The organism is Lacisediminihabitans sp., from assembly GCF_036569425.1.
Taxonomy (GTDB): domain Bacteria; phylum Actinomycetota; class Actinomycetes; order Actinomycetales; family Microbacteriaceae; genus Lacisediminihabitans.
Window position 1 is genome coordinate 1 of sequence record NZ_DATCQQ010000075.1, and the last position, 24842, is coordinate 24842.

The window sequence follows — 24842 nt, forward strand, 5'->3', positions numbered from 1 at the left end:
TAGTGCAGCTCCACCCGGTCCTCGCCCACATATTCCATGCCCTGCATGGTGCCACGGCGCCCCTGGCAGAGCTCCATCACCGTGCCGACGTAGTCCTTCGGGGTGAGGATCGAGGCCTTCACCACCGGTTCGCTCACCGAGGCGATCTTGCCGCCGGGGAACTCGCTCGGGTTGGTGACCGTGACGGTCTTCTTGTCATCCGTCGTCACCTCGTAGATCACCGAGGGCGCCGTCGCGATGAGATCGAGGCCGAACTCGCGCTCCAGCCGCTCGGTCACGATCTCGAGGTGCAGCAGGCCGAGGAAGCCGCAGCGGAAGCCGAAGCCGAGGGCAACGGAGGTCTCGGGTTCGTAGACGAGGGCGGCGTCGCTGAGTTTGAGCTTGTCGAGCGCCTCGCGCAGCACCGGATAGTCGGAGCCGTCGATCGGGTACAGCCCGGAGAAGACCATGGGTTTCGGTTCGGCGTAGCCCTTGAGCGCGACGGTGGCCGGCTTCGCGAAGTTCGTGACGGTGTCGCCGACCTTGCTGAGCCGCACGTCCTTGACGCCGGTGATGAGGTAGCCGACCTCGCCGACGCCGAGTCCCTTCGTGGGCGTGGGCTCCGGTGCGCTCACACCGATCTCGAGCAGCTCGTGCGTGCTCTTGGTGCTCATCATCATCACCTTCTCGCGCGGTGACATCGAGCCGTCGATCATGCGCACGTAGGTGATCACGCCGCGGTACGAGTCGTACACGGAGTCGAAGATCATCGCCCGGGCCGGGGCCTTCGGGTCGCCGACAGGGGCCGGAATGGTGCGCACGACGAGGTCGAGCAGCTCCTCCACGCCCATGCCGGTCTTGCCGGACACCCGCAGCACGTCCTCGGGCTTGCCGCCGATGAGGCCGGCGATCTCCTTCGCGTACTTCTCCGGGTCCGCGGCCGGCAGGTCGATCTTGTTGAGCACCGGGATGATGGTGAGGTCGTTGTCGAGGGCCAGGTACAGGTTCGCGAGGGTCTGGGCCTCGATCCCCTGGGCGGCGTCCACGAGCAGGATCGCACCCTCGCACGCGGCGAGGCTGCGGGACACCTCGTATGTAAAGTCGACGTGGCCGGGGGTGTCGATCATGTTGAGCGCGTAGCTCTGGCCGTCGAGGGCCCACGGCATGCGCACGGCCTGGCTCTTGATGGTGATTCCGCGCTCGCGCTCGATGTCCATGCGGTCGAGGTACTGGGCCCGCATGTCCCGGTCGCTCACGACGCCGGTGATCTGCAGCATCCGGTCCGCGAGCGTGGACTTGCCGTGGTCGATGTGGGCGATGATGCAGAAGTTGCGGATGAAGGCGGGGTCGGTCGATGCCGGCTCGAGGGCCTTCAGGGCTTTGGGGCTCACGCTATCCTCTGGTGCTGTGGGGAGGGTTTCACCTCACCCCGACGCTCACGGGCGACGGGGCGGGTCGCCCAATTCTCCCATGCCGCCGGGCGCCGCGTGACGAGAGGGCGCGGCGGCTGCCGCACCCTCTCGATTCTCCGGTCGGATCAGCCGAAGAACACCGCGAGCGCGGCGAGCGGGGCGAGCACGGCGACACCGATCGCGACGATGAGCACGGGAAGCGCGAGCATGACCGAGCCGAGAACGATTCCCCAGACGCTGAAGGCGCGGCTCGCCGGTTCGCGGCGCAGGCCGATGATGCCGAGCACGATCGCCGCGACCGGCACCAGGACGGTGTGGCCTACGACGATGGACGCGATGCCGAGAACGAGGCTGAGAATGCCGAAGAGCCTGGTATCCGTGGTGCTGACTGCTGCGGCGGGGCCCTGCGGGGTGATGGGCTGCGCGGTTGACATTGTTTTTCTCTCCTTGGCTGGTTGGTGTGACTCAAGGCTAGAAAGGAGCGCGCCAGGCGGCCATGGGGCTAACCCCCGGAATGCGGGCGGGGATCCCGTCCCCTATTCCGTTGGGGCCGGCGAGGGCAACCGTCCGAGGCCCTCACGCAGATCGGCCTCGCTCGCCGCCAGGCAGATGCGGATCCAGCCCTCGCCCGACCGCCCGAACGCGCTGCCGGGGGCGATCGCGACCCGTTCGCTCAGCAGGAAGTGCTCGGCCCAGCCCGCGACATCCCCGCCGGACGCGTGCCGCATGTCCACCCAGAGGTAGAACGCCCCGTTGGGTCGAAGGTAGCGGATGCCGCGGGCGTCGAGCAGCGCGCAGGCCGCCTCGAGGTTGCCTCGGTAGTGCTCCCTCGAGTCGGCCACGTGCTGGTGGTCCCCGGTGATCGCGGCGATCGCGGCGTACTGGCCGGGAGTGCTGACGCAACTGATGGCCGCCTCCTGCACGGTGCGCATGATGCTCGCCAGCCCGGGCGGCGTCACGAGATAGCCCACCCGGATGCCCGTCATGGCGTATGTCTTCGAGAGCGAGAACACGGAGAACACCCGGTCGTCGTCGTCGAGGCTCGCGATGCTCACATGCTTCCGCCCGTAGGTGAAGTACTCGTACACCTCGTCGCTCAGCACCCAGAGGTCGTGGCGCTTCGCAAAGTCGAGCAGGCCGCGCAGCTGTGAGCGGTCGAGCACCGTGCCGAGGGGGTTGGACGGGGTGTTGACGATGATCACCCGGGTCTTGTCCGTGACGAGGCGATCGAGTTCCTCGAGGTCCGGCACGAAGCCGTGCTCCGGCCGCAGCGTGTACGGCACCGGCTCCACCTCGAGCATCCGGGCGTTCATGGTGAATGTCGTGTAGCCCGGGTCCGGCACGAGTACCTCGTCGCCCGCGGCGAGCAGCAGGCGCATGGCCTGGTGCAGTCCCTGGGTCGCGCCCATCGTCACCCACACCTGCTCCACATCCACCCGAAGGCCGTTCTCCCTGGCGAGCTTCTCAACGATCGCCGCGCGGAGCGGCGCGATCCCTCCGTTGGCGGTGTAGTTGGTGCGATCCTCGAGCCAGGCCCGGGATCCGGCCTCGAGAATGTGGGGAGCCACCGGTCGGTCGGGCTCGCCGACGCCGAGCGAGATCACGTCGTCGAGTTCGACGGCGATCTCGTAGATCCGGCGGATGCCCGACCCGGGTACCGAGGAGATGTGCGGAGCGAGTGACGGCATGCTTGCAGGCTATTACGATTGGGGCGCGGGATCTTCTCTCCCCGGCAGATCGCCCGATTGCCGGATCCGCCCGGCTACTGGTAATGTTGCCTGTTGGCTTGCGCGCAGCCTCGTGTGAGTCGCCGCGCGATTCGCGGCCGAGAATCGAATGACCTGATTCTCTTCCTCGTGCCCCAAAACTATTCGGACTAACAAGAAAGTAACAACGTGGCAAATATCAAGTCCCAGATCAAGCGCATCGGCACCAACAAGAAGGCGCAGGACCGCAACAAGGCCGTCAAGAGCGAGGTCAAGACCGCCATTCGCGCGACCCGCGAGGCAGTCAAGGCCGGCGACAAGGACAAGGCCGCCGCATCGCTGCTGCTCGCCTCGAAGAAGCTCGACAAGGCCGCCAGCAAGGGCGTCATCCACAAGAACCAGGCCGCCAACAAGAAGTCGGCCATCGCCAAGCAGGTTTCCGCTCTCTAAGAGCCTTCCGCTAGCAGCCCGTCACCGTTCGCGGCGGCGGGCTTTTTGCGCGCCCCGCGCTCACACGTCCGCCGCCATCCGCCGCCGCCATCCGCCGCCGCTCCGCCGCCGTCTCTCCGCCGCCGTCTCCCCCGCGCCTCCACCGTCATCCCCCGCGCCTCCGCCGAAAACGCAGGAGATTCGGCTCCAAGAGCGGTGAAAAGCCGCTGAACGGAGCGTTCGGTCGCGAATCTCCTGCGTTTTGGGGGCGGCAAAGGCGCGGACCGATGCGCCCGGGCCGGTCGCGGGGAGGCAGATGTGCGGGCCGGTCGCGGGGAGGCAGATGTGCGAGCCGCGTTACGCGCCGCGCCCGCTGATCACGCCGATCATCCGCTCGATCGCGAAGACCGGGTCGCGACCGCCGCCCTTCACCGCCGCGTCGGTCTCGGCGAGGAGCTCGATGCAGCGGCCGAGCCCCGCGTCGTCCCACCCCTGCAGGTCGCGCCTGGCCCGATCGACCTGCCAGGGCGCGAGCCCGAACTGCTGGGCCAGCTGGCCGGAGCCACCGCGGGCACCGGCGATCTTCGCCATTGTGCGAAGCTTGCTCGCGAAGGCGGCGACGATGGGAACCGGATCGGCGCCGGACGCGAGGGCGTGCCGCAGCAGCACGAGCGCCTCGCCGTACCGGCCGGCGATCGCGATGTCGGCCACCCGGAAGGCGTTAGTCTCCACCCGGCCGGAGTAGTACTTCTCCACCGTCGCCTCGGTGATCTCCTCGCTCGCGTCGGCAAGGAGCTGCTGGCACGCCGCGGCGAGCTCGGCGAGGTCGTCGGAGAAGGCGGAGGCGAGTGCACGCAGCGCCCCGCCCGTGATCCTGCGCCCCTCGACGGCGAACTCCGCCGCGGCGAAGTCGAGCTTGTCCGAGTCCTTCTTGAGCTCGGCGCAGACGATCTCGATCCCGTTGCCGAGTCCGCCGCGGATCGCGTCGAGAAGCTTCTTGCCCCGCACGCCGCCCGCGTGGCGCAGCACGAGATAGGTATCGTCCGCCGGTGACTCGAGGTAGGCGAGGGTCTCGGTGATGAACGCGTCCGTGCACTTCTCCACGCCGGTCACCCGGATCATCCGCGGCTCTCCGAACAGCGACGGGCTCGCGAGGGTGATGAGCTCCCCCGGCCCGTAGGTATCGGCCTCCAGGTCGCTGATCTCCAGGCTCGGGTCTTCCGCCCGAAGCGTGTCGCGCAGGATTCGGATGGCGCGGTCGGCGAGGAAGTCCTCGGTTCCGGAGACGAGCACGACCCTCGCCGGTCGCACCTTCGTCCAGCCGAGTTGCGGGATCGCCACCGCGGCCTTTGGCGCAACCTTGCCTGCCACGAAACTCCCTCATCCTGCGTGTGAACCCACCCCAGCTTATTCGGCGGCACCGTCACCGGGTCGCGGGAGAGCGCTCCGTCCAGACGACCAGCCCGCCGTTCGGCCGGGCGGAGACGAGGATCATCCCGTCGAGGTCGGTGCGGGCGACCATCGTGCCGACCCTCGCGAGGATTCCGAGCAGCTTGTCGGTCGGATGCCCGTAGGTGTTGTCCGCCCCGACCCCGATCAGCCCGATTGTGGCGTGCAGCTTCACGTACAGGCCCTCGTTCTGGTCGGCGGACCCGTGGTGGGCCACCTTCACCACGTCCACGCCAGCGATGCGATTGGCGGCCATCATCCGTGCCTGCGGCTCGTTGCCGAGGTCGCCGAGGAAGATCGAGCTCAGGCACCCGGACGCGCAGGCGCCGGCTCCCCGAAACCGCATCGTGACGCTCGCGTCATTGCCCGGCTGGACACCGCCAAGCGGGGAACGCGGCCAGAGCACCTCCCAGCGCAACTCCCCCAGCGTGCCGGTCAGCCCGCGGCTCACCTGCTCGACGGCGGCGCCGGAGGCGACGAGCTGTTGCGCGAGCCGGTCGTCCCCGGCGTCGGACCGCGGCCCGATCATCGCGCGATCCACCCGCCCGAGCACGGCGTCCGTTCCTCCCACGTGGTCGAGGTCGTAGTGGGTGAGCACGAGCAGGTCGATGCGGCCGATCCCCAACTCGTCGAGGCACCTGGCGAGGCGTTCCGGCCTCGGCCCGGTGTCGATGAGAGCGATCCGGCCGAGGCTCCGCACGAGCACGGCGTCGCCCTGGCCAATGTCGCAGACCGCGATCTGCCAGTCGCCGGGTCGGCTGAGCTGCACGCGCAGCCGCTCGCCTCCCGCCACGCCCAGGTACCCCACGAGCAGCAGGGCGAGGCCGGCGGAGGCGGCCCGGCGCACCGCCAGTGCCCTGCTGCGGGGCGGGAAGGCCGCGAGCAGCGCGAAGGCCGTCGCGAGGACCGCGAGGGCGACACCGGGCGCACCGGCGGGCCAGGGGATGGCGCTGCCGGGCAGGCCGGCGAAGAACTGGGCCACCGCGGCAATCCAGGCCGACGGCAGCCATGCCACCCACGCGATGGCATGGCCGATCGCGGGCAGGGGCGTGAGGACGAGGCACGCGACAAGCCCGAGCACCGTCGCGAGGGGCGCCGCGGGCTCCGCCAGCATGTTCGCAAGCACCCCGTAGGTGGGGATCGCCGGGTTGAGCAGCACCAGCACAGGCTGGCAGGCGAGTTGGGCGGCGAGGGGAATGGACACGACCGCGGCGACCCAGGCGGGCATCCGCTTCGCGAGGAGCCGTGTGATGGGGCCGGCCAGGATCAGCAGGCCCCCGGTCGCGAGCACCGACAGGACGAAGCCGTAGCTGCGGGACAGCCACGGGTCGACGGCGAGCAGGATGAGCGAGGCGAGCGACAGGATGCTCACCCCGCGCACGGGGCGTCCGGCCGCCGTGGCGACGAGCACGAGAGTGGCCATCACCGCGGAGCGGAGCACGCTCGGCTGCGGCGTCACCAGCACGACGAAGCCAATGAGCACGGCGACGGAGGCGGCGATCCGCCACGGTCGGGAGAGGCCGAGGGCCGCGCCCGCGAGCATGATGAGGGCGATCACGACCGCGCAGTTCGCCCCGGAGACGGCGGTGAGATGGCTCAGCGATGTCGCCTTCATCGCGGCATTGAGCGCGGGGCTGACCGCCGACGTGTCCCCGATGGCGAGGCCGGGCAGCAGACCGCCGCCGCTGCCCGGCAGCCCGGACGCGGCGCGGCTGAAGCCCGACCTCAGGCCGTTCGCCCAGTCGAGGTACCACGGTGGCGGTCCGACGAGCGTCGGCGGCTTCGACGCAAAGACGAGGAAAGACACATCATCCGCCGGGTCTGTCGCCACGAGCGTCCCGGCGAGCGTCAGGACCGAGCCGATGCCGATCGTTTCTCCCCGTGGCGGCTCGCCGAAGATGGTGACGGGCAGGGCGCAGTCGATCGTGGTCGGTCCGACCGACACTTCGGTGACGGTGGCGCCGTAGTTCTTCATTCCCGGGTGGAGCAACTCCGCCGTCACAGCTGTCACCGTGACGTACCTCCCGGAGTGCGCGGCGGCGAGCAGGTCGTGCGGTTGGCGTTGCGGGGACTGCACGGCCGCCATGGTGAGGAGCAGCGCGGACGCGCCGAGCGCCACGACGGCGGCGACGGCGACGGCGACGGCGACGGCCGTCTCGTGGCGCCGCCTGGTCAGCGCAGCCCAGCCCACTGCCGCGACCGTCGCCGCCCAGGCCCCGACCGCGGCGCCGGCGAGCGCGGCCGGAGCGCCAATCAGCACTCCGACCACAATCCAGGCCACGACTACCGGGGCGGCGAGCCGGAGATCGAGGCTCATACCGTGATGAGGTCCTTGAGCCCCTCGAAGGTCTTGTCGCCCACCCCGGTCACGCCCATGAGGTCTTCGATCGACGAGAACCGCCCGTTCGTCTTGCGCCAGTCGAGGATGCGTTTCGCCATCGCCGGTCCGACCCGCGGGAGGGTCTCGAGCGTCGCCTCGTCGGCGGTGTTCAGGTTCACCTTGCCGGCCGGCTGTCCCGCGACTCCGGCCCCGCCGGGCGCGGCCGGCGCCGACTCGCCGACGTTCGGCACGTAGATCTGCTCGCCGTCGACCAGCCGCCGCGCGAGGTTGAGCTGGGCCTGGTCAGCCGTGGCGGTGAACCCGCCCGCGGCCGAAACGGCGTCGACCGCCCGGTCGCCGTCCTTGAGCAGGAAGAGGCCGGGAGAGGCGACCGCCCCGAGAACGTGCACGTAGATTCCGGCGCCGGGGACCGCCTCCTGGACGCCCGGCGATCCGGTTGGCGCCGGTGCGCTGAAGGTCGGTCTCGTGACCGCGCTCGTGCTGCCGTGGGAACCGAACGCGGACACGAGGATGGCGATGCCCAGACCGACCGCCACGAGCACCGCCGCCGCACCGATCCCGATTCGAACCCGCGCCCGGCGCGGCGCTACGACCTCGTCCGACACATCCATGCCGCGACGGTACGCCGGGATGTTGGTCGCGACCGGGCCGGGGAAGCAGACCAGGGGAGAGCCTTTCGCCGGGTGTGACTGCCGGGGACTGGAGCCCGTGCGAGTGACCGGCGGGTACCCTCGGAACCATGGCATGCCTCGTGTGCGCGGCGGAGACTGTCGACTTCGCCGTCGGGATGGTTCTCGGCGACCAGGAGGTGACCTATCGGCGCTGCACGATGTGCGGGCTCATCGCCGCAGCGGATCCCACCTGGTTGGCGCGCAGCTACTCGGAGGCGATCGCCCGGTTGGATGTCGGCCTTCTCGGCCGAAACCTTGCCATGAGCAACATCACGGCCGCCGTGCTTCGGTCGCAGCACCTCAGGCGGGGAACGTTTCTCGACTGGGCCGGCGGGTACGGCACCATGACCCGCATGATGCGCGACCGCGGCTTCGACTTCCGGCACTCCGAACCGATGGCCGAGAATCTCTTCGCCCACGGTTTCGAGGGCCAGCCGGGCGATCGACGCTACGACCTGGTGACGGCCATCGAGGTGCTTGAGCACCTCCCGGATCCGGTGGCGACTCTCGCCCCGATCGCGGAAAGCAGCGACATGATCCTGGCGACCACGGAGTTGGTCCCCACGCCCGCGCCGCAGCCGGGCGAATGGTGGTACTACACCCCAGAAACCGGCCAGCACATCACCTTCTACACCGAGGCCTCGATCCGTGCCCTCGCCACGCGTCTTGGCTACCCCTTCGTGGTCACGGGGTCGTTCGTTCACCTGTTCTCGCGCCGCCCGATCTCGGCCCGCACGGCCGCGCTCGTGCGATCGCCCCGCGTCGCGTACGTGCTCGGCGGGGTCGCCTCGGTCTTCGACCGGCGCTATTCGCTCACCCAGGCCGACGTGCGGGTCGCTCGAGGGCTCTAGGTCAGCCGGCCTTCGTCGCGATGTTCACGATGCGCGGCGCCCGCACGATCACGTTCACGATCGAGCGGTCGCCGATGGCCCGCGTCACGGCCGCGGAGGCCATCGCGAGCTTCTCGAGCTCCGCCGGGTCGATCTTCGGGTTGACCTCGAGACGATCGCGCACCTTACCGTCGACCTGGATCACCGCGGTGACCTCGCTCTCCACCAGCAGGGTCGGGTCGGCCTTGCGCCAGCCGTACGCGGCAACCGTTGCCGGATAGCCGAGCATCTCCCACATCTCCTCTGCCGCGTATGGGGCGAAGAGGCTCAGGCCGAGGGCCACGGTCTCCGTCGCCTCCCGCACCGCGGCATCCGTCGCGCCCGGTCCGGCGTCGATCGCCTTGCGGGTCGCGTTCACGAGTTCCATGAGCCGCGCGACGACGACGTTGAACTTGAACGCCTCGACGAGCCCCGGCGCCTCGGCAAGGAAGCGGTGGGTCACGCGGCGCAGCGCCACATCCCCCGTTCTCCAGTCGATCTCCGGCGCGCTCTTCACGTCGTGCGCCAGCCGCCAGGCCCTGGCCAGGAACTTCGCGGCGCCGGCGGGCGACACGTCCTCCCAGTTGATGTCCTCGTCGGGCGGGCCGGCGAACGCCATGGTGAGACGGATCGCGTCCACGCCGTGTGCCTCGATCTCGTCGCCGAGATTCACGCCGCCCTTGCTCTTCGACATCTTCGAGCCGCCGGAAAGCACCATCCCCTGGTTGAGCAGGGCGCTGAACGGCTCGGTGAAGCTCACGTAGCCGAGGTCGAAGAGCACCTTGGTGATGAATCGCGCGTACAGCAGGTGAAGGATGGCGTGCTCGACCCCACCGACGTACTGGTCCACCGGCGCCCACTTGTCGACCTCGCGCGGGTCGAACGCCTTCGTGTCGTCGTTCGGGTTCATGAACCGCAGGAAATACCAGGAGCTGTCGACGAAGGTGTCCATGGTGTCCGGGTCGCGCGTCGCCAGGGAACCGTCCAGGGCGGTCACATTCAGCCAGTCGTGCGCGGCGCCGAGCGGCGAGGTGCCCTTTGGCTGCAGGTCGAGACCCTCGGTGGGCGGCAGCAGCACGGGCAGCTGCTCCTCGGGCACCGGGATGAGCTCGCCGTTCTCGCCGTGCAGGATCGGGATGGGGGTGCCCCAGTAGCGCTGCCGGGAGATGAGCCAGTCGCGCAGCCGATAGTTCTTGGCCGCGCGGCCGCCACCGACGGATTCGAGCTGCTCGATGATGCGCTTGATGGCGTTGGACTTGCTCAGCCCGTTGAGCGGCCCGGAGTTGAGCAGGCGACCCTCCCCCACGAGCGCGACGCCCGTGACGGCGGGGTCGAGCGGCGGCAGGTCATCCGGCAGCTCGGCCTCGCCGGTCTCCGGGTTGACCGGGATTACCGGGATGGTGCCGGTGACCGGGGCGTTCGTGTCGACGACCACGCGCACCGGGAGCCCGAACTTGCGGGCGAAGTCGAGGTCGCGCTGGTCGTGGGCCGGCACCGACATGACGGCGCCGTGGCCGTAGTCGGCGAGCACGTAGTCCGCCGCCCAGATCGGCAGGCGCTCCCCGTTGACGGGGTTCACCGCGTAGCGGCCGAGGAAGACGCCGGTCTTCTCGCGGCTCGCATCCTGGCGCTCGATCTCCGAGGTCTTCTGCACCTGGGTCAGGTACTCCTGAAACGGCTGCCTGAGCTCTTCCGGCGCGCCGGCGATGAGCTCGGCGGCCAGGTCGGAGTCCGGGGCGACGACCATGAAGGTCGCTCCGTACAGGGTGTCCGGGCGCGTGGTGAAGACCGTGACCTTCTCGTCGCGGTCCTCGATCACGAAGTCGACGTCCGCGCCGATCGAACGGCCGATCCAGTTGCGCTGCATCGCGAGCACGCGGGGCGGCCAGGAGCCCTCGAGCTGGTTGAGGTCGTCGAGCAGGCGGTCGGCGTAGTCGGTGATCTTGAAGTACCACTGCGTGAGCTTCTTCTTCACCACGACGGCGCCCGAGCGGTCGGACGTGCCGTCGGCGAGCACCTGCTCGTTGGCGAGCACGGTCTGGTCCACCGGGTCCCAGTTGACCCAGCTCTCCTTGCGGTAGGCGAGGCCCTTCTCGTAGAGCTTGAGGAACAGCCACTGGTTCCACTTGTAATACTCGGGGTCGCTCGTGTGCAGTTCACGGTCCCAGTCGAACGAGATCCCGTAGCTCTTCATCGACGCCTTCTGCTGGGCGATGTTGGCGTATGTCCACTCGCGCGGGTCGATTCCGCGCTTGATCGCCGCGTTCTCCGCCGGGAGGCCGAAGGAGTCCCAGCCGACCGGATGCAGAACGTTGAAGCCCTGCTGGCGCCAGTAGCGGGCTACGACGTCGCCGAGGGCGAACGCCTCGGCGTGCCCCATGTGCAGATCACCCGACGGGTACGGGAACATGTCGAGGATGTACTTGCGCGGTCGCTTGTCGTTGGGAATGTCGGTTCGGAACGGCTGAAGTTGCTCCCACCGAGCAAGCCATTTCTGCTGCAACGCCGCAGCGTCGTAGTGGGGGCCCTGGTCGGCGTCTGAGCGGTCGTGTGCCAAGAAAGTCTCAATTCATAAGCGGAGGTCGACCGGAACAACGCACGGTCAGCTACCAAGGTTACCGAATGTACCTCCCCGACCAACGCGCACCGGCCGCGGAACGTTCCCGCCGCGCATCCGTCCCGTCCTTCCTTCACCTTCCGAAATCCATGCATTCCGACCCGACACGCCGCCCGGCCGCACCCGACACGCGGCAGAGCGCTCAGATTGCATGGATTTCGGAAGGGCCAGGGTCAGGGGATGGGGGAAGGGGATGGGGATGGGGGAAGGCCGGGGGCACCGAGCACCGCAAGGAGGGCGGCCGCCTTGAGCCGCACCTCGTCGAGCTCCTCCTCGGGCACCGACAGGGCCGTGATGCCTCCCCCGGCGCCCACCGTGGTGCGATCACGGTCGATCAGGATGCTGCGGATCACCATCGCGAGGTCGATCCGGCCGTCGAGGCCGAAATAGCCGAACGCGCCGGAGTACACGCCGCGTGCGCGGTTCTCGAGCCGCTCGAGGATGGTGACCGCGCTGAGCTTGGGCGCGCCCGTCATCGAACCGGCAGGGAAGCAGGCCTCGACCGCGTCGATGCCGGTCCTGCCGGCGGCAAGCCGGCCGCGCACTGTGCTCACGAGCTGGTGCACGTGCGCGTAGCTCTCTACCGCGAGCAGGCTCGGCACGCTCACCGAGCCGACCTCGCTCACGCGGGCGATGTCGTTGCGCATGAGGTCCACGATCATCAGGTTCTCGGCGCGCTCCTTGTCGCTCTCCTCCAGCTCGATCGCGAGCGCGGCGTCCTCGTCCGCCGTGGCGCCCCGCGCCCTCGTGCCCTTGATCGGCCGGGACTCGACGACCCCGTCGGGGGACACCGAGAGAAACAGTTCGGGCGACGCGCTGAGCAGCGCGATGCCGTCCGCGATGTACAGCGCGCCGTGGTGGGTTGGACTCGATCGACGCAGCGCGAGATAGGTCGCCAGCGGATCGGGCCTGGCCTCCACGACCGCCTCCGTCGTGAGGCACAGCTGGTACGCGTCGCCCGCCGCGATCGAGACCTGGCATTCCCGGATCATCGCGAGGTACTCGTCGTCTCCGTAGGCCCACGTGACACGCGGGGCATCCCCCGTTGGTGCTGTCACCGCAGCCGCGGATCCCCGGCCCGCCCGCTCGGCCAACCGTCGGGAGACCGTCCGCCGCCACTCGCCGAGCTCGCCCAGCCAGCCCTCCCCGAGCGCGAGAACGCTCATTGTTCGGCTGTCGTGATCGAAGGCGATCGCGCGGTCGACGAAGAGCAGCGAAGCGTCCGGCACCGCGGATTCGTGAGTGACCGGTGTGCCCATGGTCTGGGAGCGCAGCTCGTAGCCGAGCCAGCCGACCCAGCCGAGGCGGAATCCGGCACCTTCCCCGACGCGAGCGGAGGGGAGTTCCCGCCGCAGGAAATCGAGAATCGTCCCGCGCTCCTGCACACCGTCGACCGTGACGGTGCCGTCCGGCACTGCGGCGGTCACGAGCCGGGACCCCGACGCCAGATAACTCATGCCTGTGACGGCATGCACTCCGGAGTCGAGCCAGATCGCGCGCTCAGAGTCGCCGAGGAGCGAGGCGAAGGCGTCGGCCGGGTCGGTCCAGCCGGGCAAAGGCGCTTCGATCAGCCGTTGGCGCATAACCTAACTCTATGAGTACGACCTCGATCTTCCGCTGGCACGACGGCCACCTGCAACCGCTCGAGTACTGCGACATGTTCGAGGCCGTGGTCGCCGTGGCCGACTCCTGGCTCGTGACCGACGGAACGGTGCTCGCCCTCGAGGTGCACCATTCCCGTTTCCTCGCCGGAATCACCGGCGAACATCCCGGACTCGATCCCGCCGGCTTCTGGGACGCCGTGATCGCGCAGATCCCGCGCACCGGGGACTGGTTCCCCCGGGTAGAGCTGCAGCTCCGGGATGGCGCGCCCCTCCTGGTGTTCCGCCTGCGCTCCGCCCCCGAACTCACGAGGGCGGTGCGGCTGGCCACCCATCGCGGGGCGGACCCGCGAACCTCCCCGCTCGTCAAGGGACCGGACACGGCGGCGCTCCTCAGGCTCCGCACCGAGGCGCAGGGGCGGGGGGCGGATGAGGCGGTCATCCTCTCGCCGGAGGGGTTCGTCATCGAGGGGGCGTACAGCTCGCTTCTGTGGTGGCGTGGAGAGTTCCTCTGCGCACCGTCGCTCGACCTCGACCGCGTAGACAGCGTCACGGCGAGATCGGTGATCGCGCTCGCGACCGCCCTCGGCACCGACGTGCACTACGAGTCGGTGACCCCGCGGGAACTGGATGGACTGGAGATCTGGGCGCTGAACGCCCTTCAGGGCATCCGCATCGTCACCGCGTGGATCGACGGCCCCGAGCCGGCCGAACTTCCCGGGCGCCTCGCGCTCTGGCGTGCCCGGCTCGACCGCCTGCGCAAACCCCTGCCCGGTACGCCGACGACCGGGCCCGCGTCGTGAACGAGGTTCTCGGCTGGATTCTGGACACGGTCCGGCAGGTCGACCCTGTGCTGCGCGTGCTGCTCGCAGCGCTCGGAATGTTCCTCGAGACGTCCATCCTGATCGGGCTCATCGTGCCGGGCGACACCATCGTGATCGTGGCCTCCACGGCGATCACCACCTGGGCGGAGTACGCCGCGCTGTTCGTGGCCGTCGTCGCCGGCGCCCTCGCCGGGGAGAGCCTCGGGTTCGCCCTCGGCCGGTTCTTCGGCCCGCGCATTCGGGTGAGCCGCCTGGGGCGCAGCCTCGGCGAGGTCAACTGGCTGCGGGCGAAGAACTATGTCGATCGACGCGGTGGGATCGCGGTGTTCGTCTCCCGCTTCCTGCCGGTGCTGCACGCCCTCATCCCCCTCACCGTGGGCATGAGCGCAATGCGCTACCGCAAGTTCCTGGCCTGGACGGCACCGGCGTGCGCGCTCTGGGCCGGTGCCTACGTGTCTGTCGGCTGGCTCGCCGCCGGATCGTACCGCCAGCTCTCGTCCCAGTTGCACTACGCGGGCTACCTGTTCGCGGCGATCATCTCCGTGTTCCTTCTGCTCGCACTGCTCGCGAAGAAGCTGATCGTGCGCTCGGAGGCGCGGCACATGGATGTCCCCAAGGGAGATATGCCAGGCGACGAAGACGGGACCAGGGAGCCGTAGCCCCTGCTGGCCCCGCCGTGGCCGGTCGGACTGCTACTTGAGCAGACCGTTCTTGGTGAGCCAGTCCTTCGCGATGACGTCGGCCGACTTCTGGTCGTTCATGCTCTCGGAGTTGAGGCTCACGAGGTCGCTCTGGGAGAGCTTCGCGTCGACCTTGTCGAGGATCGCCGCGGCCTTGGCTGTGACCTTCGTGGAGACGACGGGGGCGATGTTGTCCGGGAAGAACAGCCCGTCGGGGTCCGTGAGCGCCACGAGGTTGTTCGACTTGATGTTGGGGTCGGCGGTGAAGATGTTGGCGAGCTGGATCTTGTTGTCGACCAGTGCCTTCACCGTGAGCGGCCCACCGCTGTCCTCCACCGCGCTGAAGCCTGCCGTGGTGATGCCGTACTTCGACTTGAGCGCGCTCGGCCCGTACGGTCGCGTCTCGAGCTCGGAGTTGCCACCGACGATGATCGGATCGGTCACGTTCTTGAGCGACGCGATGTCGGTGAGCTTCCACTTCTTGGCGAAGGCCTCGGTCACGGTCCACGAGTTCTGGTCGGCGGCCTCTGCCGGCTTGAGCACGCGCAGGCCCTTCGGAAGCACCGAGGTCAGGTCCTTGTAGACGGCGTCCTCGACGCCGCCCGCTGCGGTCTTGTTGAGCGCCTGGTCCAGGCTGCCGATGTATTCCGGGAACACATCGATCTTGCCGGCCTCGATCTCGGGGAGGTACACCTCGCGCTGACCGATCTTGAACTGGCGGTCGACTTTAAAGCCGCCGTTCTCGAGGGCCTGCGAGTAGATCTCGGCCACGATCTCGTTCGAGTAGTACGCCTGCGAGCCGACGACGAGCGTGCCGCCGGCTGCCGCCCCCGTGGCGAGCGGGTTACTCGTGGCACACCCTGAAAGGGCTAGTGCCGCCCCAACCACGACTGCGCCCAGCGCGACGAGCCGGCCTCTTCCTGCTGTGAACATAGCTGCGTTTCCTTTAACTGTCGGGGGTTGGTTAACCCGTTGTCGCCTGAGACCGGAGTGATCTCACGTGAACGTTCGTGGACGTTCCGGCCGAGACTCCGGCCGGAACGACGAGGCGCTGGATGACGCTGAACAGGATCTCCGAGACGATCGCGAGAAGGATCACCACGATCGATCCGGCGAGCACCTGCGGGTAGTCGTTGGTCTTGAGGCCGAGGAAGAGGAAGTGGCCGAGCCCGCCGCCGCCGACGTAGGCGGCGAGAGTAGCCGTGGCGATCACCTGCAGGGACGCCGCCCGCAGGCCGCCGATCAGCAGTGGCAGGCCGAGGGGCACCTCGACACGCCCCACGATCTGCCACTCGGTCATCCCCACGGAACGAGCCGCGTCGATGGTGCGCCTGTCGACGGCCTCGAAGCCGGAATACGCCCCGGCGAGGATCGAGGGAATCGCGAGGACCACGAGCGCGATGAACGGGGCGGTCAGCCCGATGCCGACGCCGAGGGCGATGAGAATGAGCAGGCCGAGGGTCGGGAGCGCCCGGATACCGCCAGACAGGGCGATCGCCGCCGCCCGGCCCCGACCAGTGTGGCCGATGGCGTAGCCGAGCGGTATCGCGATGAGGGCGGAGACCACGACAACACCGAAGCTGATGACGAGGTGTTCGACGATGCGCGTGTCGATTCCGTTCTCGCCGCCGTAGTGGCTCGAGTCGAGAATCCAGGCGATCGCCTCGACGAAGTAGTTCATGCGGCGGCCGCCCGCCTGGCGTGCCGGTCGAGGCGACCGGTGCGAATCGTCGCGTCGGCGCGACCCCACGGCATGAGGAGCCGGCCGATCTGCACGAGCAGGGCATCCACCAGCAGGGCGATGGCGATCACGACGACGATGCCGGTGAGGATCTCGGCGACGATGCCGCGCTGGAAGCCGTCGGTGAAGAGGATGCCGAGGCTCGGGATGCCCAGCACCGCGCCGACAGTGGTGAGGCTGATCGTGCTCACGGCGACGACCCGGATTCCGGCCAGCAGCACGGGGCCGGCGAGGGGAAGCTCGACGCGCCAGAATCGGGTCCAGCCGGAGAAGCCCATCGCCGTGGCCGACAGCTGGATGTCCGAGTCGACGGATTCGAGGCCGTCGGCCGTCGAGCGCGCCATCAGGGCCACCCCGTACAGGGTGAGCGCGATCACCACGTTGACCGAGTCCCTCAGCCCGGTGCCGATGAGCGCAGGAAGCACGAAGAACAGGGGCAGGGAGGGCACGGCGTAGAGCAGCGCGCAGACGGTGAGCAGCACACCACGGCTCCACCGGAACCGGTTCGCCGCCCAGCCGATCGGCACCGAGATGACGAAGCTCAGCACGATCGGCGGAAGGGCCGTCGCCAGGTGCTGGAGGGTGAGCTGCCACACCTGAGGAAGGTTGTTGACGATCCAGTTCACGACGGTGTCCCGTTCGGCCCGGGCACCAGCACGCCGGCCGCGCGGCCCTCGGTGTCCACCAGGATCTCCCCCCGCGGCGTCTTGCGGATGCTCAGGGCGCGCTTGCCCTTCTCGGCGCCGATGAAGTTCGCGACGAACTCGTTCGCCGGGTCGGAGAGGATCTCGGTCGGCGACCCGACCTGCGCGACCCTTCCACCCTTCTCGAGGATCACGACCTGGTCGCCCAGCAGGAACGCCTCGTCGATGTCGTGGGTGACGAACACCACGGTCTTGTCGAGTTCCCGCTGCAGGCGGATCAGCTCGACCTGGAGCTCGGCCCGCACGATGGGGTCGACCGCGCCGAACGGCTCGTCCATGAGCAGGATGTTCGGATTGGCGGCGAGTCCCCTGGCCACGCCGACCCGCTGCTGCTGCCCTCCGGAGAGCTGGCTGGGATACCGGTTGGCGAGGGAGCGGTCGAGGCCCACTGTGTCGAGGAGGGTGAGCGCCTGCTCGCGCGCCTGCTTCCTCGGCACGCCGTTGAGCACCGGAACCGTCGCGACATTGTCGATGACCTTGAAGTGCGGCAGGAGGCCGGAGTTCTGCATCACGTAGCCGATGCGCCGGCGCAACGCCACCGGGTCGAGAGTGGAGGTGTTCTCGCCGTCGATCTCGATGCGCCCGGAGGACGGATCCACCATCCGGTTGATCATGCGCAGCAGGGTGGTCTTACCTGAGCCGGATGACCCGACGAGCACCGTGGTCTTGCGGGAGGGCATCACAAGCCTGAAGTCTTCGACAGCCACCGTGCCATCCGGAAACTGCTTGGAGACGTTGACGAACTCGATCATCGGGGCGGCTCATTCCTCGTGGGCTACACGAATCGACACTTGCCGGACGCTTTCTAGCTAAACACTATTCGGCGCCGCCGTCATTCCCGACTGGTCAACATTACGAATGTGAGACGGATGGTGCGAGCCGGCACCGTCGGCTCTTAGGAGTTCGCGCCCTCCCCGTAGAAACCGGCGAGGTAGCTGTGGCAGATCGCGCGAGCCTCGTCGACGTAGCGGTCGTCTTCGGTGGCGTTGACCGAGAACGCGCGCGAGAAGAGGGCGTCGATGATGTCGATCACGACCGTGGTCCGCACGGCGAGATCGTGATCGTCGGCCAGCCCGAATCGCCCGGAGAGCGCGGACGCCACCACACCGGCGTACATCGCACTTCCCGATCTGGCCGCCGGGTCCGGCTTGAGGTCGAGCACGTCGCCGAAGCGCAAGGACCGGAATCCGGGGATCGTGCGGAAGGCGTCGATGAGGTCGTCGAAGACTCCGTCGATGGCGTCCTGCCAGGTGAGACGGGCCGGATCGATAAGCGTTTGCTGGGTGCGCTCGATCCGGTCGCGGAGAAAGCGGGCGCTCAGGCCCTGGAGAACGACGATCCGGTCCGGAAAGTAACGGTACACGGTTCCGATCGAGGCTCCGGCGCGCTCAGCCACGAGCGCTGTGGTCAGTCGCTCGTAGCCAATCTCGTCGACCACCGCCGCTGCGGCGTCGAGCAGGCTCGCGAGCCTCGCGGTGCTGCGTGCCTGCACCGGTTCATTTCGGAGTAGCGTCGCACCTTCTGGTACGGGTTGTGTCGGGTTAACGGCGTCCAATGCAACTCCCTTTCAAGTCGACTCGCATCCTATCGTGCCCCCGTCGCGGGGGCGCGGCTAATTTCGTCGCAAGCCCAAAGATCGTGTAAGAATCTCAGATTGCCGTACTACTCTCATTTCGGCAATGTGACAAGTCCCCAGTTCTTACTCTGCACCATCCGATCACGGGTTGGGAGCCGAGACGTGAAAGACTTGCCGAATGGCCAGGACACGAAAGACGCCGGCAGGCGCGTCGGGGGCCGAGCCGATCATCCATCTCGCGGCGCGAGCCGAAGACGCGATGCACGAGTTTCGTGAGAAGCGGGCGCGCAAGCGGGGGCACACGCCGACGGTCATCCCGTACAGCGGCTACGGGGCTCCGGGCTGGGTCCGCGTGCTCTGCCGGGTGCTGCTGACCAAACCGACGCCCGACGGCGGGATTCGCTACAAGAAGATCCGCGGATGGCGCAGCTTCACCAGCGTGCCCGTCAACGACGTTGCCGTCACCATCGACATCGGCGGCACCACCCGGCGGGTCGTCGCCGACCGCGGCGGAGTCGTCGACACCGTGATCAAGGTCGACCTGGCGCCGGGCTGGCACACCATCACCATCCACACCGACGATGCCGAGATGGTGGAGGCTCCCGTCTTCATCGTCGACCCGAGCGTCGACGTCGGGATCATCTCCGATGTCGACGACACCGTCATGGTCACCGCCCTTCCCCGGCCGCTTCTCGCGGCCTGGAACACCTTCGTTCTCGACGAGCACGCGCGCCGCCCGGTTCCCGGAATGGCCGTGCTGTACGAGCGGCTCGCCCGCGCACACCCCGGAACTCCCGTGTTCTACCTGTCGACCGGCGCCTGGAACGTGGCGCCCACGCTCTCCCGATTCCTCTCCCGCAACCTCTATCCGCCAGGACCGTTGCTGCTGACCGACTGGGGACCCACCCACGACCGCTGGTTCCGCAGCGGCCGGGCGCACAAGGTCGAGACCCTCACCCGGCTGGCCGACGAGTTCCCGGACGTGCGGTGGCTGCTCGTGGGCGATGACGGGCAGCACGACGAGGAGATCTACGGCAACTTCACCATCGCGCACCCCCAAAACGTCACCGGGATCGCAATTCGGCAGTTGTCGAACAGCGAAGCGGTGCTCGCCGGCGGTCGCAGCAAGGGCGAGGAGACGGCCCACACGAGCGCGCCGTGGGTCTATGCGACCGATGGAGCAGGACTCGCGGAGCGACTCGAGGTTCTCGGACTGCTCTAACGCGGGATTCTGCTGCTAGACCTGTCTCATGACCGATCGGTATTCGGATGGCTCGGCTGGGGAGACTACAGCCGCATCGGCAAGGGCTACGCGCTGATCCGGCAGCCCGATCCGCGGATCGCCGCGCGCATCCTCGACGCTCTCGGTGACGCGCGAACGGTGCTCAACGTGGGGGCCGGCGCCGGCAGCTACGAGCCGGTGGATCGAGCGGTCACCGCCGTCGAGCCCTCCGCATCGATGCGAGCGCAACGCCCGGCGTGGCTCTCCCGCGCCATCGACGCGCTGTCGGATCACCTGCCATTCGCCGACGACAGCTTCGACGCGAGCATGGCGAGCGTCACCGTGCACCAGTGGCCCAACCTTGCCGCCGGCCTCTCGGAGATGCGACGGGTGACCACGGGGCCGGTCGTGATCCTCACCTTCGACCCGGCGCCTCCTGTGCACTGGTGGCTGATGGACTACGCGCCGGAGCTCTTCGAGATCGAGTCCCGTCGCATGCCGCCGATCCCCTCGATCGTCGCCACTCTCGTGGGAAACACCACCGTGGACACGGTGTCGCTCCCGCACGATTGCGTGGACGGATTCGCGCAGTCGTTCTTCGCCCGGCCAGAGCGCCTGCTCGAGCCGGAGGTGCGCCGCGCGACGTCGGCATGGAGCTTCGTGCCTGCCGCCGCCGTGGAGCGTTTCGTGCGCGACCTGGGCTCCGACCTCGCCTCCGGTGCGTGGGACGCGCGCTACGGAGAGTTCCGCAGCCTGCCGGAGTTGGACGTCGGGCTGCGTCTCGTCGTGGGACGGCGGGCCTGAGCCGCGGGTTCTTCGCCCGCTCCCTCCCGACCTAACGCCAGGCGGTCGGCCCGGCGGAGCCGGCCCGATACGAGTCGAGCGGCACCGCGTTCTTGTGCCAGGCCGCAAGCACCGGGGCGACGATCCGCCAGCACTCCTCCACGGCATCCGCCCGCACCGAGAGCGTCGGGTCGTCGGAGAGGATGCCGTGCAGCACCTCGCCGTAAGGTCCGAGCTCCCCCGCCGCGAAGTTCACGTCGAGGGTCACACGGTCGATGGTGAATGGGTTGCCCTCACCGTTGATGTTGAGGTCGAGTTCGATGCTGTCCGGGTTGAGCCCGATCCGCAGGCGCGCCGGACCCGGGTTGCCGGTGAATCCGTACGGCCGGTGCGGCACGTCCTTGAAGGTGATCACGACCTCCTGCCGCTTGTCGGCGAGCGCCTTGCCTGACCGCAGGTGGAACGGCACCCCGGCCCAGCGCCAGTTCTCGATGCCCACGGTGAGCTCGGCGAGAGTCTCGGTCGCGAGGTCCGGATCGACACCCGGCTCCTTGTCGTAGGCGGGGATCTTGCGGCCATCGATCGACCCCGCCCCGTAGCGCGCGCGTCGGCTCGCGGTCGCGGCGTCGCCGTCCCACACCCTGGTCGCCCGCAAAACCTGCGTCATCGCCCCGCGAAGGTCTTCTGCGTCGAGGCTCGACGGAGGCTCCATCGCCACGATCGCCATCACGAGCAGCAGGTGGCTCTGGATCATGTCCACGAGCGCCCCAGCCTTGTCGTAGTAGCCGGCCCGGCCCTCGAGGGCGAGGGTCTCGTCGAAGCGGATGTCGACCCGCTCGACGTGCTCCGAACTCCACACCTGTTCGAAGATCCGGTTGGCAAAGCGCAGCCCGAGCAGGTTGAGCACCGTCGACTTGCCGAGAAAATGGTCAACCCGGTGCACATGCTTCTCGGGCACGAGCTTCACGAGCTTCCGGTTGAGAGCCTCCGCGCTGCGGAGGTCGGTGCCGAACGGCTTCTCCAGCCCGAGAACGGTCCCCTTCGGCACGCCCACGGTGCGGAGGGCCGCGCACGCCGCAATGGTGACCTTCGGGGGCAGGGCGAAGTACAGGGCCGGCACGCCGGTCACGTTCGCGAGGATGCGGCGCAGGTCGTCAGGGTTGGTCACGTCGGCCTGCAGGTACCGGGTCTCGTCGGAGACGGCCCTGGCCCGCGCGCCGGTCGCCCCGCCATCCGCGAACGAGTCGGCAACGCGGGCGCGCCACTCGTCGTCGGTCATCTCGTCGAACCCCACGCCGATGAGCCGGAAGTCGTGTCCCCGGTCCGCGTCGAGAAGTTGCCCGAGCCCCGGCAGGAGAAGTCGCTTCGCGAGGTCTCCCCCTGCTCCGAGGATCACCAGGGTGCCGATGCCATTTACCATGCCGACAGGCTACCTCTGGGAAGATGTCAGAATGGCTCTGCGCATCGAGGACTACGCCCTGATCGGCGACTGCCACACCGCGGCCCTGGTCGGCCGGGACGGCAGCATCGACTGGCTGTGCCTCCCCCGCTTCGACTCGGCATCGACCTTCGGGGCGCTCCTCGGCTCCGAGGACCAGGGGCGCTGGCTGCTCGCCCCCGCCGACCGGGTGCTCGAGACCAGCCGCCACTACCTCGAGGACACGTTCGTGCTCATCACCCGCTGGGTGACAGAGACCGGCGAGGTGGAGGTGACCGACTTCATGCCGATTGACGACCGTCGAGCCGACGTCGTGCGCCGGGTGCGCGGCGTCACGGGATCGGTACGCATGGTCGAAGACGTGCGCATCCGCTTTGCATACGCCGAGGCGATTCCCTGGGTGCGGCAGATGCACGAAGCCGGCGGGCCGGCGCTGCTCGCGGTCGCCGGACCGGACGCCGTGGTGCTGCGCGGCCCGAAGCTGAGCCCGAGGGACTACTCGCACGCCGCCGAATTCACGGTGTCAGCCGGGGAGACCGTGAACATGACCCTCACCTGGTTCCACGCGCACCGCGAAGCGCCCGTGCCGCTGGATGTCGACCAGCGCCAGGCGGACACCGAGAAGTGGTGGCAGGAATGGGCGTCGAAATGCGTCGCATCGCCGCGGTACCACGACCACGTGCACCGCTCCCTGCTCGTGCTGCGGGCGCTCACCCACAAGGAGACAGGCGGCATCGTCGCCGCCGTGACCACGAGCCTGCCGGAGCAGTTCGGCGGCAGCCGCAACTGGGACTACCGCTACGTGTGGCTGCGGGACGCGTCGCTCACCCTCGATGTGCTGCTCAGCCACGGGTTCGAGCAGGAGGCGGACGCCTGGCGCAACTGGCTCCTCCGCGCGGTGGCCGGCGATCCCGGCGACATCCAAATCATGTACGGTCTCTCCGGCGAACGCCGCCTCACCGAGTGGGAGGTGCCGAGCCTTCCCGGCTACCACGGGGCGTCCCCCGTGCGAGTCGGCAACGACGCGTGGCGCCAGTACCAGGGCGACATCTTCGGCGAGGTGATGCTCGCCCTGCAGTCGGCGAGAAGGGTCGGCCTCAACGAGACCAAATTCTCCTGGCCGCTGCAACGGGCGCTCGTGTCGTTCATCGAGGACAACTGGAGCCGACCGGACAACGGCATCTGGGAGATTCGCGGAGCGAAGCAGCACTTCACCCACTCCCGCGCGATGGTCTGGGCCGCCTTCGATTGCGCCGTGCGCGCGGTGCGGGAGTCGGGACTCGACGGGCCGGTCGAACGCTGGGAGCTGCTCCGCGACGTGATTCGCGAGGAGATCGAGACGGAGGGCTTCGACGAGAAGCGCAACACCTTCACGCAGTACTACGGCGGCACCAGCGTCGACGCCTCGCTGCTGCTCCTCTCCCAAATCGGCTTCATCGCCGCCGACGACCCCCGGATGCTCGGCACGGTCGCGGCGATCGAGCGCGAGCTCCTGCACGACGGACTCGTGCTCCGCTACCTCACCCAGAGCGGCGTCGACGGCCTCCCGGCCGGCGAGCATCCGTTCCTCGCCTGTTCGTTCTGGCTCGTCGAACAGTACGCCCGCAGCGGCCGCCTCGACGATGCGACCGAGCTGATGGACCGACTCGTGGCCCTGTGTAACGATGTGGGCCTGCTCAGCGAGGAGTACGACGTGAAGGCGAGGCGCCACGCGGGAAACACCCCGCAGGCCTTCTCGCACCTCGCCCTCGTGCGGGCTGCCGATGCGATAACCGAGGCCATCGAGGCGGCGGCCGTCGGGAGTCCCGTGCGGATCAACCAGCCTCGGTGAGGTGTTCGGCGAAGAACGCGTCGATGCGCCGCCAGGCGTCGGCCGCCGCCTCCGGATTCGGGCCAGCGCCGATGATCCTCGTGAGGACGAACCGCATGATCGGCGGCCCGGACTCCTCGTCGTTGAGGAAGGCGTGGCCCGCCCCCGGGTATTCCTTGACGTCGTGCGGGACGCCGAGTCTGGCGAGTGACTCATCGAGACGCGCCGCCGCTCCCCTCAGCGATTTATCATTCCCGCCATAGCTGCCGACGATCGGGCACGCGCCGGAGAGCGCGGCGTCGATGTCCTTGGGCAGCCGACCGTAGTTGGCGGATGCCGCGGCGAATCCCTTCGTCGCAGCGACGAGGGCGAACCCCCCGCCCATGCAGAACCCGATAACGCCGACGGCCCCCGTGCAATCGTCGCGGGCGATGAGGGACTGCCGGGCCGACTCGATGTCGGCGAACGCCTTGCCTTCGCCGGCGGCCAGGGCACGGAAGGTCTCGGTGAGGCACTTGCGCGCGCCGCCGTTGGTGAACAGGTCCGGCATGAGCGCGAGGTAGCCTGCGTCTGCCATGCGCCTGGCCTGTCGACGCATCACGTCGTTGACCCCGAACGCCTCGTGCACCATGACCACTCCCGGCCACGGACCGGGGCCTTCGGGAACCGCGAGCATGCCGGTGAGCCCGGGGCTCGCCCCCTGGACGGTCGGGATGTCAACGGTCTGCGCCTCGGCGGGGTGCGGCATGTGTCCTCCTGTGACAGCAGTGTAGGCGTCCTGCCCGGCGGTCCTCGCGTCGCGGTGCGCGGGCGCGGCCGACGCCCCGTGCAGTCTGCCCCTGGGACAATTTTTTGCCGCGGTGAGACTTTGACACATCGACGCCCCCAAAGTGGGGCAGTTCCCAGCTTGACCCCAGTAATGGGGGCTGATACCTTCAATTTTGCCGACCCGATGTCCCCCTAAAGACGGACAGGAAGGCACTGTTCGTG

The 24842-nt window shown here is 68.6% G+C and carries 22 protein-coding genes; 7 read left to right on the plus strand and 15 right to left on the minus strand.

Annotation, left to right across the window (positions count from 1 at the left end):
* The 3 genes from lepA to VIM54_RS12640 all read right to left on the minus strand — a co-directional run.
* On the minus strand, nt 1-1370 hold a 1370-nt coding region (gene lepA, locus VIM54_RS12630; RefSeq protein ID WP_331901805.1), incomplete at its 3' end, for a translation elongation factor 4.
* A 146-nt stretch (nt 1371-1516) separates the two neighbouring features.
* Nucleotides 1517-1825 (minus strand): hypothetical protein, encoded by a 309-nt coding sequence (locus tag VIM54_RS12635; RefSeq protein WP_331901807.1) that lies wholly within the window; start codon nt 1823-1825, stop codon nt 1517-1519.
* A gap of 102 nt (nt 1826-1927) precedes the next feature.
* Nucleotides 1928-3079 carry a pyridoxal phosphate-dependent aminotransferase gene (locus tag VIM54_RS12640; protein WP_331901808.1) on the minus strand — a complete coding sequence of 384 codons (1152 nt, stop codon included), beginning with the start codon at nt 3077-3079 and terminating at the stop codon, nt 1928-1930.
* A 207-nt stretch (nt 3080-3286) separates the two neighbouring features.
* Between VIM54_RS12640 and rpsT the strand changes: the two genes are divergently transcribed.
* Nucleotides 3287-3547, plus strand: coding sequence for a 30S ribosomal protein S20 (rpsT, locus tag VIM54_RS12645; RefSeq protein ID WP_331901809.1), 261 nt, complete (start codon nt 3287-3289; stop codon nt 3545-3547).
* 336 nt (nt 3548-3883) lie between these two features.
* On the opposite strand, the gene holA is transcribed toward rpsT, so the two are convergent.
* The 3 genes from holA to VIM54_RS12660 are packed head-to-tail and all read right to left on the minus strand — an operon-like array spanning nt 3884 to nt 7927.
* Nucleotides 3884-4897: a DNA polymerase III subunit delta gene (gene holA / locus VIM54_RS12650; RefSeq protein ID WP_331901810.1), complete on the minus strand. Its 1014-nt coding sequence runs from the start codon at nt 4895-4897 to the stop codon at nt 3884-3886.
* A gap of 52 nt (nt 4898-4949) precedes the next feature.
* Nucleotides 4950-7292 carry a ComEC/Rec2 family competence protein gene (locus tag VIM54_RS12655; protein ID WP_331901811.1) on the minus strand — a complete coding sequence of 781 codons (2343 nt, stop codon included), beginning with the start codon at nt 7290-7292 and terminating at the stop codon, nt 4950-4952.
* Entirely contained in the window at nt 7289-7927 is a 639-nt protein-coding gene (locus VIM54_RS12660) for a helix-hairpin-helix domain-containing protein (RefSeq protein WP_331901813.1), read from the minus strand. Before VIM54_RS12660 ends, VIM54_RS12655 begins: the two co-directional genes overlap by 4 nt.
* Nucleotides 7928-8055: 128 nt before the next feature.
* Between VIM54_RS12660 and VIM54_RS12665 the strand changes: the two genes are divergently transcribed.
* Nucleotides 8056-8838 carry a class I SAM-dependent methyltransferase gene (locus VIM54_RS12665; RefSeq protein WP_331901815.1) on the plus strand — a complete coding sequence of 261 codons (783 nt, stop codon included), beginning with the start codon at nt 8056-8058 and terminating at the stop codon, nt 8836-8838.
* 1 nt (nt 8839) lies between these two features.
* On the opposite strand, the gene leuS is transcribed toward VIM54_RS12665, so the two are convergent.
* Nucleotides 8840-11413 carry a leucine--tRNA ligase gene (gene leuS / locus VIM54_RS12670; protein WP_331901817.1) on the minus strand — a complete coding sequence of 858 codons (2574 nt, stop codon included), beginning with the start codon at nt 11411-11413 and terminating at the stop codon, nt 8840-8842.
* A 233-nt stretch (nt 11414-11646) separates the two neighbouring features.
* Complete coding sequence (locus VIM54_RS12675; RefSeq protein WP_331901819.1) at nt 11647-13056, minus strand: anthranilate synthase component I family protein; 1410 nt, start codon at nt 13054-13056, stop codon at nt 11647-11649.
* A gap of 11 nt (nt 13057-13067) precedes the next feature.
* Between VIM54_RS12675 and VIM54_RS12680 the strand changes: the two genes are divergently transcribed.
* Both VIM54_RS12680 and VIM54_RS12685 read left to right on the plus strand, forming a co-directional pair.
* On the plus strand, nt 13068-13877 hold the full coding sequence (locus tag VIM54_RS12680; protein WP_331901820.1) for an aminotransferase class IV: 810 nt from the start codon (nt 13068-13070) through the stop codon (nt 13875-13877).
* Complete coding sequence (locus tag VIM54_RS12685) at nt 13874-14557, plus strand: DedA family protein (protein WP_331901821.1); 684 nt, start codon at nt 13874-13876, stop codon at nt 14555-14557. The genes VIM54_RS12680 and VIM54_RS12685 overlap by 4 nt, the downstream gene beginning before the upstream one ends.
* A gap of 33 nt (nt 14558-14590) precedes the next feature.
* Here VIM54_RS12685 and VIM54_RS12690 read toward each other — a convergent pair whose 3' ends face one another.
* The 5 genes from VIM54_RS12690 to VIM54_RS12710 all read right to left on the minus strand — a co-directional run bounded on the left by VIM54_RS12690 (nt 14591) and on the right by VIM54_RS12710 (nt 18515).
* On the minus strand, nt 14591-15511 hold the full coding sequence (locus tag VIM54_RS12690; RefSeq protein ID WP_331901823.1) for an ABC transporter substrate-binding protein: 921 nt from the start codon (nt 15509-15511) through the stop codon (nt 14591-14593).
* Nucleotides 15512-15542: 31 nt separating this feature from the next.
* The gene (locus VIM54_RS12695; RefSeq protein ID WP_331901825.1) at nt 15543-16259 is read right to left on the minus strand and encodes an ABC transporter permease; all 717 of its coding nucleotides are present in this window, start codon (nt 16257-16259) and stop codon (nt 15543-15545) included.
* Nucleotides 16256-16945: an ABC transporter permease gene (locus VIM54_RS12700; RefSeq protein WP_331901827.1), complete on the minus strand. Its 690-nt coding sequence runs from the start codon at nt 16943-16945 to the stop codon at nt 16256-16258. The genes VIM54_RS12695 and VIM54_RS12700 overlap by 4 nt, the downstream gene beginning before the upstream one ends.
* The gene (locus tag VIM54_RS12705) at nt 16942-17775 is read right to left on the minus strand and encodes an ABC transporter ATP-binding protein (RefSeq protein WP_331901829.1); all 834 of its coding nucleotides are present in this window, start codon (nt 17773-17775) and stop codon (nt 16942-16944) included. Before VIM54_RS12705 ends, VIM54_RS12700 begins: the two co-directional genes overlap by 4 nt.
* A gap of 143 nt (nt 17776-17918) precedes the next feature.
* Nucleotides 17919-18515 carry a TetR/AcrR family transcriptional regulator gene (locus tag VIM54_RS12710; RefSeq protein WP_331901831.1) on the minus strand — a complete coding sequence of 199 codons (597 nt, stop codon included), beginning with the start codon at nt 18513-18515 and terminating at the stop codon, nt 17919-17921.
* 262 nt (nt 18516-18777) lie between these two features.
* Between VIM54_RS12710 and VIM54_RS12715 the strand changes: the two genes are divergently transcribed.
* The gene (locus VIM54_RS12715) at nt 18778-19821 is read left to right on the plus strand and encodes an App1 family protein (protein WP_331901833.1); all 1044 of its coding nucleotides are present in this window, start codon (nt 18778-18780) and stop codon (nt 19819-19821) included.
* A gap of 168 nt (nt 19822-19989) precedes the next feature.
* Nucleotides 19990-20625 carry a class I SAM-dependent methyltransferase gene (locus VIM54_RS12720; protein ID WP_331901835.1) on the plus strand — a complete coding sequence of 212 codons (636 nt, stop codon included), beginning with the start codon at nt 19990-19992 and terminating at the stop codon, nt 20623-20625.
* Nucleotides 20626-20656: 31 nt separating this feature from the next.
* Here the strand turns inward: VIM54_RS12720 and VIM54_RS12725 are convergent, their stop codons facing one another.
* On the minus strand, nt 20657-22024 hold the full coding sequence (locus VIM54_RS12725; protein WP_331901836.1) for a glucose-6-phosphate dehydrogenase: 1368 nt from the start codon (nt 22022-22024) through the stop codon (nt 20657-20659).
* Nucleotides 22025-22055: 31 nt separating this feature from the next.
* Here VIM54_RS12725 and VIM54_RS12730 point away from each other — a divergent pair, with 31 nt between their 5' ends.
* Nucleotides 22056-23873 (plus strand): glycoside hydrolase family 15 protein, encoded by a 1818-nt coding sequence (locus tag VIM54_RS12730; RefSeq protein WP_331901837.1) that lies wholly within the window; start codon nt 22056-22058, stop codon nt 23871-23873.
* Here VIM54_RS12730 and VIM54_RS12735 read toward each other — a convergent pair.
* Nucleotides 23857-24600 carry a dienelactone hydrolase family protein gene (locus VIM54_RS12735; protein ID WP_331901839.1) on the minus strand — a complete coding sequence of 248 codons (744 nt, stop codon included), beginning with the start codon at nt 24598-24600 and terminating at the stop codon, nt 23857-23859. The genes VIM54_RS12730 and VIM54_RS12735 overlap by 17 nt on opposite strands.
* Nucleotides 24601-24842 lie beyond the last annotated feature (242 nt).

Coding starts and splice junctions, on each gene's coding strand:
- VIM54_RS12735 (WP_331901839.1), bottom strand. CDS start 24,600: ATGCCGCACCCCGCCGAGGCGCAGACCGTTGACATCCCGACCGTCCAG.
- VIM54_RS12705 (WP_331901829.1), bottom strand. CDS start 17,775: ATGATCGAGTTCGTCAACGTCTCCAAGCAGTTTCCGGATGGCACGGTG.
- VIM54_RS12715 (WP_331901833.1), top strand. CDS start 18,778: ATGGCCAGGACACGAAAGACGCCGGCAGGCGCGTCGGGGGCCGAGCCG.
- VIM54_RS12730 (WP_331901837.1), top strand. CDS start 22,056: ATGGCTCTGCGCATCGAGGACTACGCCCTGATCGGCGACTGCCACACC.
- VIM54_RS12660 (WP_331901813.1), bottom strand. CDS start 7,927: ATGGATGTGTCGGACGAGGTCGTAGCGCCGCGCCGGGCGCGGGTTCGA.
- VIM54_RS12665 (WP_331901815.1), top strand. CDS start 8,056: ATGGCATGCCTCGTGTGCGCGGCGGAGACTGTCGACTTCGCCGTCGGG.
- VIM54_RS12655 (WP_331901811.1), bottom strand. CDS start 7,292: ATGAGCCTCGATCTCCGGCTCGCCGCCCCGGTAGTCGTGGCCTGGATT.
- VIM54_RS12635 (WP_331901807.1), bottom strand. CDS start 1,825: ATGTCAACCGCGCAGCCCATCACCCCGCAGGGCCCCGCCGCAGCAGTC.
- VIM54_RS12690 (WP_331901823.1), bottom strand. CDS start 15,511: ATGTTCACAGCAGGAAGAGGCCGGCTCGTCGCGCTGGGCGCAGTCGTG.
- VIM54_RS12725 (WP_331901836.1), bottom strand. CDS start 22,024: ATGGTAAATGGCATCGGCACCCTGGTGATCCTCGGAGCAGGGGGAGAC.
- VIM54_RS12680 (WP_331901820.1), top strand. CDS start 13,068: ATGAGTACGACCTCGATCTTCCGCTGGCACGACGGCCACCTGCAACCG.
- VIM54_RS12640 (WP_331901808.1), bottom strand. CDS start 3,079: ATGCCGTCACTCGCTCCGCACATCTCCTCGGTACCCGGGTCGGGCATC.
- VIM54_RS12695 (WP_331901825.1), bottom strand. CDS start 16,259: ATGAACTACTTCGTCGAGGCGATCGCCTGGATTCTCGACTCGAGCCAC.
- VIM54_RS12675 (WP_331901819.1), bottom strand. CDS start 13,056: ATGCGCCAACGGCTGATCGAAGCGCCTTTGCCCGGCTGGACCGACCCG.